The following is a 12,521-nucleotide window of genomic DNA, read 5'->3' as shown; positions in this document are numbered from 1 at the left end:
CCCGTCGAAGGGCGCGGTCCAGAGACGGGCCGGCCTGACTTCATGCATCGTTTTGACACGGCGCCGACCGCCCTTATGACAATCCCCAGGCCAGTTAAGGTAAACAAAGGGTTTAAATTGCCGCCGGCAATTGATCGGCGTTACCTCGCTGGCTGAACCGTCGCCGCTCCCAAAGGCGCCGGAGACAAACGGGAAGCGGCAATGTCGAATACCTGGCGGATCAGCTCCTTCAACGGCGCGCTGCTCGCGGCTTATTTCATTCCGGTCTGGACCATCATCGCCTTCAGCATCATGGTGTCGCCGATCCACGGCCTCTATGAGCGGCCGAGCGTGTCGATCGCGCTGTATGCCAGCGACTATCTGCACCTTGGCAAGATGGCGACGGTGCGGCTCGCATGGCTCCTGGCGCTGGCGCGGATCACCGTGGTGGCATTCTTCGCGGTCTTCCTCGCGATGACGGTGTTTTCGCCGTTCCGCCGAAGCAGCGGCGCCGACGAGGCGCTTGCGGTGGCGCTCTGCCTCGGCAGCGTGCTGAGCTTCGCCAGCATGGTGATGGCCTCCAAGGTCGGCGAGATCGAAGCGCTGCGCATGCATGCATCGGAACTTCTGATGCTGCTCGGCACCGCGATCGTGATGCTGTTCGAGACGTCGCCGAAGCGCGCACGGGCGGCTGCCACCGACGCAACCGCGCCGGCAGGCGAGCTATCCCTTCAGCAGCCCTAGTTCTGCGATGATCGCGCCGGCTTCCTTGACGGCGTGATTGGCCGCCGGCACGCCGCAATAGATCGCCTGTTGCAGCAGGATCTCCTTGATGTCCTCGGGCGTGAAGCCACCCTCGGCGAGCGCCGCGCGCACATGCAGGCGGAATTCGTCCCATTGGCCGAGCGCCACCATGGTGCCGATCACCAGCACGCGGCGGGTGCGGTGATCGAAATGCGGCCGGGTCCAGATGTCGCCCCACGCATAACGCGTCATCAGGTCCTGGAAGTCGGTGTTGAACGCGTTGCGGTTCTTGATCGACTTGTCGACCCATTCATTGCCGAGCACCTTGCGGCGCTGCGTCATGCCGTCGTCGCGACGCTGATTGTCGTCCATCGATGTCTCCTTCCGTCATCGCGAGGAGCGAAGCGACCAAGCCATCCATGTCCCGGCAGGCGGTGACATGGATTGCTTCGCTCCGCTCGCAACGACGTCCATTGCTGCTGGTGGTTAGCGTTGCGTCAGGAAGCCGACCACGGCTTCGGTGAAGGCGTGCGATTGCTCGACATTGGAAATATGTGCGGCATCGAGCAGCGTCATGCTGGCGCCGGGAATGCCGCTGCGGATCATCTCTCCCGCCGACACCGGCGTTGCCATGTCCTGCTTGCCGGCGATCACCAGCGTCGGGCTCTTGATCCTGGGCAGCAGCGCACGCTGGTCGAGCGTCGAGAGCGCTTCGCAGCAGGCAAGATAGCCTTCGACCGGCGAGGCCAGCAGCATCGCCTTCATGCGTGCGGTGGTCTCCGGCTCACGCTCGCGGAAATCGGCAGTCAGCCAGCCCGCGATCACGGCGTCGGCGACCGCGGCGATGCCGCCTTCCTTCACCGCCTTGATGCGGTTCAGCCAGTTGGTCGGATCCGGATAGTAGCAGGCGGTGTTGGCCAGGACGATCTTGCCGAACCGCTCGGGCGCGTTGGCGCCGAGCCATTGCCCGACCATGCCGCCCATCGACAGGCCGCACCAATGCACCTTGTCGATGTTGAGGTCGTCGAGGATCGCCAGCACGTCGCGGCCAAACCGCTCCATCGAGTAGGGGCCGGCCGGCACGCCGGATTTGCCGTGACCTCTGCGGTCGTAGCGGATGACGCGGAACAACTGCGTCAGCGCCCGCATCTGCGGCTCCCACATTTGCAGGGTGCAGCCGAGCGAGTTCGACAGCATCACGGTCGGCCCGCCGTCGCGGCCGTCCACCTGGACGTTGAGCAGGCACCCGTCGGCGTTGATCATCGGCATTTCTTGCTCCTTGTCAGGCGCGTGCGAACGCGTGCTTCCACTTACTTGTCATCCAGCGAAGCCAGCAGGCGGTCGATCAGCGCTTGCGAGGCGCCCTGATAGGCCATCGGTTCGAACAGTGCCGCGATCCGCTTCGCATCGAGGTGCGCGGTGACCTTGGCATCCGCCGACAGCACGTCGCGCAGGTGCTTCTTGTTCGCGATCGCCTGCTTGCTTGCGGCCTCGATCAGATGGTGGGCATCGCTCTTGCCGATCTTCTCGGCCAGCGCAAACGTCACGGCTTCCGCCATGATCAGCCCATGGGTCGCATCGAGATTGACGCGCATCCGCGCCGCGTCGACCTCGAGCCCTTCGGCGAGATCGACGATCGCGGCGAGCGCACCCGACGTCACCAGCATCAAGCCCGGCAAGGTCGGCCACTCCGCATGCCAGGGACCGGCGCTGCGCTCATGGTCCTGGACCTGCGCGGCGAAGATCGTGGCGGCGAGGTTCGGCGCCATGGTCGCTGCTCCCAGTGCGCTGGCGGCGGCGACTGGATTGCGCTTGTGCGGCATGGTGGAGGAGCCGCCGCGGCCGGCGCCGGCCGGCTCGAAGGCTTCGCCCACATCGGTCTGCATCATCAGCGAGACGTCGCGCGCGATCTTGCCGCAACTGCCGGCAAGGATCGCAAACACCGAGGCGGCCTCCGCGATGCGATCGCGATGGGTGTGCCAGGGCGCATCCGGCAAGGGCAGATCCAGCTCTCTCGCAAGCTGGGCTGCGACCGCGAGGCCCTTGTCGCCGAGGGCGGCGAGCGTGCCGGCGGCTCCGCCGAATTGCAGCGCCAGCGTCTCGTGGCGCAGCCGTTGCAATCGCTTGCGGGAGCGGTGCAAGGCTGCGGCATATTCGGCGAGCTTCAGGCCGAACGGCATCGGCAGCGCGTGTTGCAGCCAGGTTCGCGCCACCATTGCGGTGTTGCGATGGGCGCGGGCGAGGCCGGCAAACCCCGTAACGGCGCGCTCGAGGTCGGCGAGCAGCGCGTCGATGCCGGCGCGCAGCGACAGCATGGTCGCAGTGTCGATGACGTCCTGGCTGGTGGCGCCCCAATGTACGTAGCGCGCCGCCTCGGCATCGGCCTTGGCGACCTCGGCGGTCAGGGCCTTCACCAGGGGGATGGCCAGATTGCCGGACCGGGTCGCGGCGTCGGCCAGTGTTGCCAGGTCGAATGATTCGGCCTTGCAGGCTTTCGCAATCGGCGTCACGGCGACCCACGGAATTACGCCGACGGTCGCCTCGGCGCGGGCCAGCGCGGCCTCGAAATCCAGCATGTTCTGTAGCGTGGCGGCATCGTCGCACACCGCGCGCATCGCGGGGCTCGACAGCATCGGCGCAAGCAGGGGAGAGAGGGCTGTGCTCATGGCGTGCGACCTAACCATTCCCGCAGCCCGCTGCCAATGCCCGCCGGCATCTCAACCGCAAGGTGGATTGCGCGATTTCGCGAGCGATCGCGCGGCTTTGCTGCGCTGCGAATATGCATCGCTCATCCTCCGAAGGTGCCCTTTTCTTTGCGTGCCGGCTGCTTTACTTGGGGAAACAGGTTTAGCTAGCGATCGAGGAGGTCCCCCATGGCCATGACAATGACCGGCGAAGTCCAGCTTGCGGCGCCGCGCCAGGCTGTGTGGGACAAGCTCAACGATCCCGAAGTGCTGAAGGCCTGCATTCCCGGCTGCGAGGAACTGGAGAAGACCGACGAGGGCGGCTTCCGCGCCACTGCCAAGATGAAGGTCGGCCCGGTCTCCGCCCGCTTCAAGGGCAAGGTTACCTTGAGCGATCTCGACCCGCCGAACGGCTACAAGATCTCCGGCGAAGGCGAGGGCGGGGTTGCCGGTTTCGCCAAGGGTGGCGCCACGGTCGGCCTTGCCGACAAGGATGGCGGTACGCTCCTGAGCTACAACGTAGAGGCGCAGATCGGCGGCAAGCTCGCCCAGCTCGGCCAGCGCCTGATCAACGGCGCGGCCAAGAAGCTCGCCGACGAATTCTTTGCAAATTTCGCCAAGGCGGTGCAGGGTTAGAGCGTTTTCGAGCGAAGTGGGCACCCGGTTCGCGTGAAGAGAACGCGTCAGAACTAGAGTCTATCACGCTCGTGGGCCGGGTCATTCGGACCCCGCGATGCCTTGCCGTTATGTCCTGGATGGGTGGCTCGAAAGGTTGCCCATCGCGGGGCGCGCCCATATTATGCCGTCTGGAATGATTTTAAACCGCCTGCTTCGCCGATATGCGGTGGCGCAGATAAGAGAGTGCTGATGGCCAAGATTTCAATGATCGTGAACGGCAACCCCGTGAACGCGAATGTCGACCCCCGTACCCTTCTGGTCCAGTTTCTGCGCGAAAATCTGCGGCTGACCGGTACGCATGTCGGCTGCGATACCTCGCAGTGCGGCGCCTGCGTCGTGCATCTCGACGGCAAGGCGGTGAAGTCCTGCACCACGCTTGCGGTGATGGCCGACGGTCACGAGGTCAAAACCATCGAGGGACTGGCGGCTGACGGGGCGCCGCTGCATCCGATGCAGGAGGCCTTCCGCGAGCATCACGGCCTGCAATGCGGCTTCTGCACGCCCGGCATGATCATGACCGCGGTCGACATGGTGCATCGCAAGGGCCACGAGCTCACCGATGAAGTGATCCGCGAGGAGCTGGAAGGCAATCTGTGCCGCTGCACCGGCTACCAGAACATCGTGGCCTCGATCGCCGCCGGCGCCAAGGCGATGGCCAAATCGGATCTCGCTTAGTCGGACTTGGCTTAGTCGGACCCGGCTTAGACAAGCCGGAGCTCGCTCAATCAGCAATTCATCGCGACAAGCGATCAGGACATTCCCAGGAATTTGCCAATGTACGAATTCAAATATCATCGTCCCGGCACCGTGCGGCAGGCCGCCAACCTGCTGGTAAAGAACGAGGACGCCAAGCTGATCGCCGGCGGTCATACGCTGGTGCCGGTCATGAAGCAGCGGCTCGCGAGCCCGCCGCACCTGGTCGACCTCTCCCATATCGAAGGTCTCGATACGATCGAGATGAAAGGCCGTTCGCTGGTGATCGGCGCGACCGCCAAGCACGCCGAGGTCGCGAACTCGGCGATCGTGGGCGAGGCGATCCCGGCGCTCGCCGAGCTTGCCGGCCTGATCGGGGATCCCGCGGTGCGCCATCGCGGCACCATCGGCGGCTCGCTCGCCAACAACGACCCGACCGCCGACTATCCTGCCGCGGTGCTGGCGCTGGGCGCGACCATCGTCACCAACAAGCGCCGGCTGAAGGCCGAGGAGTATTTCCAGGGCCTGTTCTCGACCGCGCTGGAGGCCGACGAGATCATCACCAAGGTGATGTTCCCGCTGCCGAAGAAGGCGGCCTACATCAAGTTCCGCAACCAGGCCTCGCGTTATGCGTTGGTCGGCGTGTTCGTGGCCAAGCGCCCGTCCGACGTGCGGGTCGCAGTCACCGGCGCGGGCTCTGACGGCGTGTTCCGCGTCACCGCGTTCGAGGAGGCCCTGAAGAAGCGCTTCTCGCACAAAGTGCTCGACGGCATCGAGGTTTCGGCCGAAGGCCTGAACAGCGACCTGCACGGCAGCGCCGAATACCGCGCGCATTTGATCGGCGTCCTGGCGCGCAGGGCGGTGGAAGCCGCCAACGCCAAGGACTAGCTAAGGACTAGATCCAAGGGACTAGATCCTGAGTGGATCCCAAGGACTAGATCTTAGGCGTGATGTTGCTAACCCCTGTTCGAAGACTGGCTGTTCCATGAGTGCATCGGCGTTACCCACTTCCGTCGATGCGCTCGAGGAGCTGTTGACGTCGCGCGGCTATCTTGCCGAGCGGTCGCTCGCGACCGTGACCTATCTCGCCCTGCGCATGGGCCGGCCGCTGTTCCTCGAAGGCGAGGCCGGCGTCGGCAAGACCGAGATCGCCAAGGTGCTGTCGGCGGCACTCGGGCGCAAGCTGATCCGGCTGCAATGCTATGAAGGCCTCGACGTCGCCTCCGCCGTCTATGAGTGGAGCAGCGCGGCGCAGATGATCGCGATCCGGCTGGCGGAAGCTTCCGGCGACACCGACCGCGACCAGCTCGCCAGCGATATCTTCGCCGAACGCTTCCTGATCAAGCGGCCGCTGTTGCAGGCGCTCGAGCCCGATGTCGCCGGCCCGCCGGTGCTCCTGATCGACGAACTCGACCGCGCCGATGAGGCGTTCGAGGCGTATCTGTTGGAAATCCTCAGCGACTTCCAGGTTACCATCCCCGAGCTCGGCACCGTCAAGGCGCCGGCACCGCCGATCGTGATCATCACCTCGAACCGCACGCGTGAGATCCACGACGCGTTGAAGCGGCGTTGCCTCTATCACTGGGTGGACTATCCCGCGGCCGAGCGCGAGCTCGCGATCGTCAAGTCGCGGGTGCCGAACATCTCTGCCAAGCTGTCGCAGCAGGTCGTGCGCTTCGTGCAGGCGCTGCGCAACCAGGATTTCTACAAGTCGCCTGGCGTCGCCGAGACCATCGACTGGGCCACCGCGCTGTCGGAACTCGACGCCCGCTCACTGACGCCGCAGGTCGTCGGCGACACGCTGGGTGCGCTCTTGAAATACCAGGACGACATCGCGCGCATGCAGGGCGATGCGTTGCAGAAGACATTGAAGGAAGCGACGAGCGAGACGTAAGTCTCGCGCATAACACCGCTCGTCATTCCGGGGCGCGCCACTTGGCGCGAGCCCGGAATCCATTGGGCCACGCGCGGGATGATAAATGGATTCCGGGCTCGCGCTGCGCGCGCCCCGGAATGACGAGTTGGAGAGATTGCACCGAATGCCCATCAACCACCTCGATCCCCCGACCGGCCACATGGCCGACAACGTGATCGGCTTTGCCCGCGCGCTGCGTGCAGCAGGCCTACCCGTCGGGCCGGGCTCGGTGATCGATGCGCTCAACGCGTTGCAGCTGATCGAGGTCGGCAACCGCGCCGATTTCTACGCCACGCTGGCGGCGATCTTCGTCAAGCGCCATGAGCACGCGCTGATCTTCCATCAGGCCTTCATGCTGTTCTTCCGCGCCGCCGAGGAATGGAAGAGCATGCTGGATTCGGTGCCGCTGCCCGACCACGCCAAGAAGAAGCCGCCGCCGGCCTCGCGCCGGGTCCAGGAGGCGATGGCGCAGCCGGCCAAGAGCGAGGAGCGGCCGCAGGCCCAGGAGCAGGAGCTGAAGCTCTCGGTCTCCGACAAGGAGGTGCTGCAAAAGAAGGATTTCGCGCAGATGACCGCGGCCGAGATTGCCGAGGTGACGCGCGAGATCGCCAAGATGCGGCTGCCGCAGGCCGAGCTCGTGACCCGCCGCTACCAGCCGGATGCACGCGGCCTGCGGCTCGACATGCGCCGCACCGTGCGCAACTCGCTGCGCACCGGCGGCGAGATCATCGACATCAGGAAGCTCGGCCGGATCGAGAAGCCGGCACCGATCGTGGCGCTGCTCGATATCTCCGGCTCGATGAGCGAATACACCCGACTGTTTCTGCACTTCCTGCATGCCATCACGGACGCCCGCAAGCGGGTCTCGGTGTTCCTGTTCGGCACCCGCCTGACCAATGTGACGCGGGCGTTACGGGCGCGTGACCCCGACGAGGCGCTGGCGAGCTGCACGTCCTCGGTCGAGGACTGGGCCGGCGGGACCCGGATCGCGACCTCGCTGCACACCTTCAACCAGCTCTGGGCCCGCCGGGTGCTGGGGCAGGGCGCCATCGTCCTCCTTATATCCGATGGACTAGAGCGGGAGGCCGATGCCAAACTGGCCTTCGAGATGGACCGTTTGCACCGCTCCTGCCGCCGCCTGATCTGGCTCAACCCGCTGCTGCGCTATTCCGGCTTCGAGGCCAAGGCGCAGGGCATCAAAATGATGTTGCCCCACGTTGACGAATTTCGCCCGGTGCATAACTTGACGTCCATCAAGGGCTTGATCGGGGCGCTGTCATCCCCGCCGCCGGCGCACCATCGCAGCCTGATCCGTTCTGTAGCCTAAGAAGCCTGACCCGATAGCAGGAGGCCACCATGCTCAACCGCGACGAAGACATCCTTCAGGCCGCCGAGGCTTGGCAGAAAGAGGGCCATGGCGTGGCGCTCGCCACCGTGGTCGAGACCTGGGGCTCGGCGCCGCGCCCGGCCGGATCGAGCCTCGTCATCAATGACGACGGCACGTTCTTAGGGTCGGTCTCCGGCGGCTGCGTCGAGGGCGCCGTCGTCACCGAGGCGCTCGACGTGATCGCGAGCGGCCAGCCAAAGATGCTCGAATTCGGCGTCGCCGACGAGACGGCCTGGAATGTCGGCCTGTCCTGCGGCGGCACCATCCGCGTCTTCGTCGAGAAGGTCGGTTAGCCGTGAAGCTCGAGATCCTGAAACAGCTGAACGCCGAGCGCGCCGCGCGCCGCCCGGTCATCATCGTCACCGACACCGCCAATGGCGAGCAGCGCCTGGTCAAGGCCGCGGACATCGCCGCCGATCCGCTGCGCGCCGAGCTCGCCAAGCAGCTCAGGATGGGCAAGAGCGGCAATGTCGAGGTCGCCGGCAAGAAGCTGTTCCTCAACGTCTACGCGCCGACCGCGAAGCTCGTGATCATCGGCGCGGTCCATATCAGTCAGGCGTTGGCGCCGCTGGCGCGCTCGCTCGACTATGACGTGACGGTGGTCGATCCGCGCACCGCGTTCGCGAGCCCGGAGCGTTTTCCCGACGTGCCGCTGGTCGCCGAATGGCCCGACGTCGCGCTGCCGCCGCTCAACGTCGATCACTACACGGCGTTCGTCGCGGTGACGCACGATCCGAAGATCGACGATCCGGCGCTGCTGCACGCCTTCGACCGCGATTGCTTCTACATCGGCGCGCTCGGCTCGCGGAAGACCCATGCCAAGCGCGCCGAGCGGCTGCGCGCGCAGGGTGCGAAAGATAGCGACATCGCCCGCATCCATGCGCCGATCGGGCTCGACATCGGCGCAGTGTCGCCGTCGGAGATCGCGGTTGCGATCATGGCCGAGATCACTGCGCAGCTGCGTTTGCCCCTCAAGGAAAAAGAAGAAGCGGCATGAAGTTCGGTCCCGCCAGTCCGGCCGACGCGATTGGCGGCGTCACCGTGCATACGCTCCGGCAGGGTTCGCTGGTGCTCAAGAAGGGCACCAAGATCGGCCCTGACGAGGTCGAGGCGCTGACCAAGGCCGGCGTCAAGGATGTCGTCGTGGTGCGGCTGGAGCACGGCGACGTCTCCGAGGATGCCGCGGCCGCCAGCATCGCGCAGGCGGTGGCGGGCGAGGGCGTCAATGTCGAGCGCGCCTTCACCGGACGCGCCAATCTGTTTGCCGCGCGCCCCGGCGTGCTGGTGGTCGACCGCGCGGCGGTCGATCGCATCAACGGCGTGGATGAAGCCATCACCTTTGCGACGCTGTCGGCATTCAAGCCGGTGGTCGAAGGCGAGATGATCGCGACCGTCAAGCTGATCCCGTTCGGCGTCGAGGGCAAGTTGCGTGATGCCGCCGTCGCGGTCGCCGGTCGCGACACGCTGCGGATTGCGCCCTATGTGATCAAGAAGGTCGGCGTGGTCTCGACCCTGCTGCCGGGCCTCGCGCCGAAGGTGATCGACAAGACGCTGCGCGTCACCGCTGAACGCCTCGCACCGGCTGGCGCCAGCATCATCGCCGAGCGCCGCGTGCCGCATGACGAGACCGTGCTCGCCGCCTCGATCAAGGAATTGCTCGGCCTCGGCGCCGAGCTCGTCATCGTGTTCGGCGCGTCCGCGATCGCCGATCGCCGCGACGTCATTCCGGCCGCGATCACCGCGATCGGCGGCGCGATCGAGCATTTCGGCATGCCGGTCGATCCCGGCAATCTGCTCCTGATCGGCGGCGCCGGCGGTGTCCCGGTTCTGGGTGCGCCGGGCTGCGCGCGCTCGCCGGTCGAGAACGGGTTCGACTGGGTGCTGATGCGGCTGCTCGCCGGCATCAAGGTGACACGGTCGGATCTGACCGGCATGGGCGTCGGTGGTCTCTTGATGGAGATCGTGACGCGGCCGCAGCCGCGCACCGTGCCGGACACCGAAGGCAACCGCCACGTCGCGGCGATCGTGCTCGCCGCCGGTCGCTCGACCCGGATGGGCGGCCCGAACAAGCTGCTCGCCGAGCTCGACGGCAAGAAGCTCGCGCGCATCGTCGCCGAGCAGGCGCTGGCCTCGAAGGCCTCGGAGGTGATCGTCGTCACCGGGCATCAGGCCGGTCTGGTCGAGCAGGCGCTCGACGGGCTCAAGGTGAAATTCGTCCGCAATCCGGACTTCGCCGGCGGCCTCGCAAGCTCCGTGAAGGCGGGCATTTCGGCGGTGTCCGACAATGTCGATGGCGCGATCGTCTGTCTCGGCGACATGCCGCTGATCGATGCGCAGCTGATCGACCGACTGATCGAGACCTTCGCGCCCGATCGCGGCCACCTGATCGCGGTCCCGGTCAGCGAGGGCCGCCGCGGCAATCCGGTGTTGTGGTCGCGCAGATTCTTCAGGGAATTGATGACGCTCGACGGCGACATCGGTGCTCGTCACCTGATCGCCAAGCATGCCGAGGTGGTCGCCGAGGTCCCGGTCGAAGGCAACAGCGCCTTCCTCGATATCGACACGCCGCAAGCGCTGGAAGCGGCAAGGCGAGGGTAGCCCCACCGTCGTCCCGGCGGAGGCCGGGACCCATTACCACCGAAGGTTATTGTTGCACGACGTAGGGGCCACAGCTTCTTTCAATAACTGCATCCTGTGGTTATGGGTCCCGGCTTTCGCCGGGACGACGTGCGGACAGAACGCGTCTCAACTCGTCATTCACCATCTGGCAACGACCCCTGCGTACAGTCCGCGTCGGGCTTTGGGGGATTTCCGCTTGATCATTTCGACCGCCGCCGCGCAGCGTCGCGCGCTGACGATTCTTGTCCTGACATTGCTGCTTGGCGCCACGCGTTTCACCGTGGAAACCTTCGTCCCCAAGGCGCACGCGGCCGGCGCGTTCGCGGTCGGCAAATGCGGGGCCTATGGCCAGGCCTACGACTATCCCGCGGAGGGCGCGGCGCGCGCCGCGGCCCTGAAGCAATGCAAGGGCGACTGCACCACCGTCACCATGAAGCGCGCCTGCGCCGCGCTCTCGATCGACATGAAGAATCCCTGCGGCGCGCATGGCTATGCGGTGGCGCCGAAGATTTCGGGCTCGCTCAACGCGGCGACCAAGAAGTGCTACGACTATGGCGGCAAGGAATGCGTGATCCGCGCCTGGGCCTGCGACGCCAAGGGGTAGGGTGCAATCCGGAACAGCGGGCGGATGCGGCGCCGCGACGTTTAGTTTTCGAGCAGGTGCTGGCCAACGGCATACACACGGCATGCCGTGTCCCTGCAATCCGTGACGGCATTCTCGCGCGCTTCCGCGATCGTTCTGCCAGTGCCGTAGCCGCAGCCCCCTTTGCCGTTGATCGCAAACGCCTTGGCGTCGCTGCGCTGGGCGACATAGCCGGTGAACGCCCTCCCGCATCCCGGTGAAAGACCAGGCGGTACGGCAAGCGCCGTGGGCTCGGGCAAATCGATCACGACAGCGGTCGGCAGCTTGAGTTCGGCGAGAAGGGGTTCGAGGACGGGAAGCCATCTGCTGGCCGCGCCCTCGATGACGAGGTCGTGGCCGTTCTTGCCGAAGGGCGGCAGGATCTGCAGCTGCGCAGGCGCACCCCCGGCCGTGTACGCCGCGAACATCTGGTGCGCCAGATCGGGGCCGTAGAATTCGTCGTTCTCGGCGTAGAACCACAGCGCGGGCACGCGCACGGTACGGCCAAGCGACGCCACCGCATCGACGAGGCGATCGGGACTGCAGGGCTGACCGGACCCGGCGAACGAGTGATAGCCGCCATCGAAGTTCAGGATGCCAACGACCCCAGCCGGGTTGCGCTCTGCCGCGGCGAGCATGGTCAGGCCACCGGTGGAGTGTCCGAGCAGCAGGATGTGGTCGGCGTCGACCCAGGGCTCGTTGCGGACCGCAGCAATTGCTGCGACGACATCGTCTGCGCCGATCCGCACGCCTGATAAGTAATCACAGGGCGCCGGCAGGCCTTCCGAATAGCCGCCGCCCGATCGTCCGAAGCCACGCCGCATGATCGACAGGGTCGCATAGCCGCGCTGTGCGAGCGCAACGGCTGCGACGTTGAAGCTGATCGGCGTGCGGCTTGCGATCTTGTCGAAGAAGCCGTCACCGCCACTCGGCGTGCCATGCGTCATGATCACCAGCGGAACCCGGCCGGGTCGATCCGGGCGAATGACATAGCTGTCGAGCGTAACATCCTTGCCGGAGATGCTGACGGGCAACAGCAAGGGTGCAGCGATCAGGCCGGGCAAGAGGCCCCGGTCCTCGGCATGCGCGATAGTGGCGAACGATAGCAGCAGCGCGAGCAGGAGACGAATGTAACTATCCGGGTGAGAAGACGTTCCCTATCATGCTACTGTATCGCGCGCTCGAATGACACCTCGCGAG

At 65.8% G+C, this 12,521-nt stretch carries 14 protein-coding genes; 10 read left to right on the top strand and 4 right to left on the bottom strand.

Annotated elements, in window-relative coordinates; translation table 11 throughout:
• Positions 1-201 precede the first annotated feature (201 nt).
• The gene (locus CWS35_RS30365; protein ID WP_100955196.1) at positions 202-723 is read left to right on the top strand and encodes a hypothetical protein; all 522 of its coding nucleotides are present in this window, start codon (positions 202-204) and stop codon (positions 721-723) included.
• Here CWS35_RS30365 and CWS35_RS30360 read toward each other — a convergent pair.
• The 3 genes from CWS35_RS30360 to CWS35_RS30350 form a co-directional block, all read right to left on the bottom strand.
• Positions 703-1,095: a carboxymuconolactone decarboxylase family protein gene (locus tag CWS35_RS30360; RefSeq protein WP_100955195.1), complete on the bottom strand. Its 393-nt coding sequence runs from the start codon at positions 1,093-1,095 to the stop codon at positions 703-705. The genes CWS35_RS30365 and CWS35_RS30360 overlap by 21 nt on opposite strands.
• Positions 1,096-1,209: 114 nt before the next feature.
• Positions 1,210-1,992, bottom strand: a complete 783-nt coding sequence (gene pcaD, locus CWS35_RS30355; protein ID WP_024582565.1) for a 3-oxoadipate enol-lactonase — start codon at positions 1,990-1,992, stop codon at positions 1,210-1,212.
• A gap of 41 nt (positions 1,993-2,033) precedes the next feature.
• Positions 2,034-3,389 (bottom strand): 3-carboxy-cis,cis-muconate cycloisomerase, encoded by a 1,356-nt coding sequence (locus CWS35_RS30350; protein ID WP_100955194.1) that lies wholly within the window; start codon positions 3,387-3,389, stop codon positions 2,034-2,036.
• A gap of 207 nt (positions 3,390-3,596) precedes the next feature.
• On the opposite strand from CWS35_RS30350, the gene CWS35_RS30345 reads away from it, so the two are divergent.
• The 9 genes from CWS35_RS30345 (at position 3,597) to CWS35_RS30305 (ending at position 11,303) form a co-directional block, all read left to right on the top strand.
• On the top strand, positions 3,597-4,043 hold the full coding sequence (locus CWS35_RS30345) for a carbon monoxide dehydrogenase subunit G (protein WP_016840413.1): 447 nt from the start codon (positions 3,597-3,599) through the stop codon (positions 4,041-4,043).
• Between the two features lie 231 nt (positions 4,044-4,274).
• The gene (locus CWS35_RS30340) at positions 4,275-4,760 is read left to right on the top strand and encodes a (2Fe-2S)-binding protein (protein ID WP_024582563.1); all 486 of its coding nucleotides are present in this window, start codon (positions 4,275-4,277) and stop codon (positions 4,758-4,760) included.
• Between the two features lie 99 nt (positions 4,761-4,859).
• Positions 4,860-5,666, top strand: coding sequence for a xanthine dehydrogenase family protein subunit M (locus CWS35_RS30335; protein ID WP_024582562.1), 807 nt, complete (start codon positions 4,860-4,862; stop codon positions 5,664-5,666).
• Between the two features lie 97 nt (positions 5,667-5,763).
• Positions 5,764-6,672 carry a MoxR family ATPase gene (locus CWS35_RS30330; RefSeq protein ID WP_100955193.1) on the top strand — a complete coding sequence of 303 codons (909 nt, stop codon included), beginning with the start codon at positions 5,764-5,766 and terminating at the stop codon, positions 6,670-6,672.
• A gap of 145 nt (positions 6,673-6,817) precedes the next feature.
• Positions 6,818-8,020 carry a VWA domain-containing protein gene (locus tag CWS35_RS30325; RefSeq protein ID WP_100955192.1) on the top strand — a complete coding sequence of 401 codons (1,203 nt, stop codon included), beginning with the start codon at positions 6,818-6,820 and terminating at the stop codon, positions 8,018-8,020.
• Positions 8,021-8,049: 29 nt separating this feature from the next.
• Positions 8,050-8,373, top strand: coding sequence for an XdhC family protein (locus tag CWS35_RS30320; RefSeq protein WP_024582559.1), 324 nt, complete (start codon positions 8,050-8,052; stop codon positions 8,371-8,373).
• Between the two features lie 2 nt (positions 8,374-8,375).
• Positions 8,376-9,077 carry an XdhC family protein gene (locus CWS35_RS30315; protein ID WP_100955191.1) on the top strand — a complete coding sequence of 234 codons (702 nt, stop codon included), beginning with the start codon at positions 8,376-8,378 and terminating at the stop codon, positions 9,075-9,077.
• Positions 9,074-10,678 carry an NTP transferase domain-containing protein gene (locus tag CWS35_RS30310; protein WP_100955190.1) on the top strand — a complete coding sequence of 535 codons (1,605 nt, stop codon included), beginning with the start codon at positions 9,074-9,076 and terminating at the stop codon, positions 10,676-10,678. The genes CWS35_RS30315 and CWS35_RS30310 overlap by 4 nt, the downstream gene beginning before the upstream one ends.
• A 274-nt stretch (positions 10,679-10,952) precedes the next feature.
• Complete coding sequence (locus tag CWS35_RS30305; protein ID WP_043855788.1) at positions 10,953-11,303, top strand: DUF4189 domain-containing protein; 351 nt, start codon at positions 10,953-10,955, stop codon at positions 11,301-11,303.
• Positions 11,304-11,344: 41 nt separating this feature from the next.
• Here CWS35_RS30305 and CWS35_RS30300 read toward each other — a convergent pair whose 3' ends face one another.
• A complete protein-coding gene (locus tag CWS35_RS30300) occupies positions 11,345-12,385 on the bottom strand; it encodes a S9 family peptidase (protein ID WP_100955189.1) in 1,041 nt (346 codons plus the stop codon).
• Positions 12,386-12,521 lie beyond the last annotated feature (136 nt).

Origin of the sequence: Bradyrhizobium sp. SK17 (assembly GCF_002831585.1) — a bacterium.
Taxonomy (GTDB): domain Bacteria; phylum Pseudomonadota; class Alphaproteobacteria; order Rhizobiales; family Xanthobacteraceae; genus Bradyrhizobium.
The sequence above is the reverse complement of the archived record's forward strand: the minus strand, read 5'-3'. Positions and strand labels throughout refer to the sequence as shown.

What these genes read in the sequence shown, in the direction of transcription:
- CWS35_RS30310 (WP_100955190.1), top strand. Translation starts at nt 9,074, where the DNA reads ATGAAGTTCGGTCCCGCCAGTCCGGCCGACGCGATTGGCGGCGTCACC.
- CWS35_RS30325 (WP_100955192.1), top strand. Translation starts at nt 6,818, where the DNA reads ATGCCCATCAACCACCTCGATCCCCCGACCGGCCACATGGCCGACAAC.
- CWS35_RS30360 (WP_100955195.1), bottom strand. Translation starts at nt 1,095, where the DNA reads ATGGACGACAATCAGCGTCGCGACGACGGCATGACGCAGCGCCGCAAG.
- CWS35_RS30335 (WP_024582562.1), top strand. Translation starts at nt 4,860, where the DNA reads ATGTACGAATTCAAATATCATCGTCCCGGCACCGTGCGGCAGGCCGCC.
- CWS35_RS30340 (WP_024582563.1), top strand. Translation starts at nt 4,275, where the DNA reads ATGGCCAAGATTTCAATGATCGTGAACGGCAACCCCGTGAACGCGAAT.
- pcaD (WP_024582565.1), bottom strand. Translation starts at nt 1,992, where the DNA reads ATGCCGATGATCAACGCCGACGGGTGCCTGCTCAACGTCCAGGTGGAC.
- CWS35_RS30350 (WP_100955194.1), bottom strand. Translation starts at nt 3,389, where the DNA reads ATGAGCACAGCCCTCTCTCCCCTGCTTGCGCCGATGCTGTCGAGCCCC.
- CWS35_RS30345 (WP_016840413.1), top strand. Translation starts at nt 3,597, where the DNA reads ATGGCCATGACAATGACCGGCGAAGTCCAGCTTGCGGCGCCGCGCCAG.
- CWS35_RS30320 (WP_024582559.1), top strand. Translation starts at nt 8,050, where the DNA reads ATGCTCAACCGCGACGAAGACATCCTTCAGGCCGCCGAGGCTTGGCAG.
- CWS35_RS30365 (WP_100955196.1), top strand. Translation starts at nt 202, where the DNA reads ATGTCGAATACCTGGCGGATCAGCTCCTTCAACGGCGCGCTGCTCGCG.
- CWS35_RS30330 (WP_100955193.1), top strand. Translation starts at nt 5,764, where the DNA reads ATGAGTGCATCGGCGTTACCCACTTCCGTCGATGCGCTCGAGGAGCTG.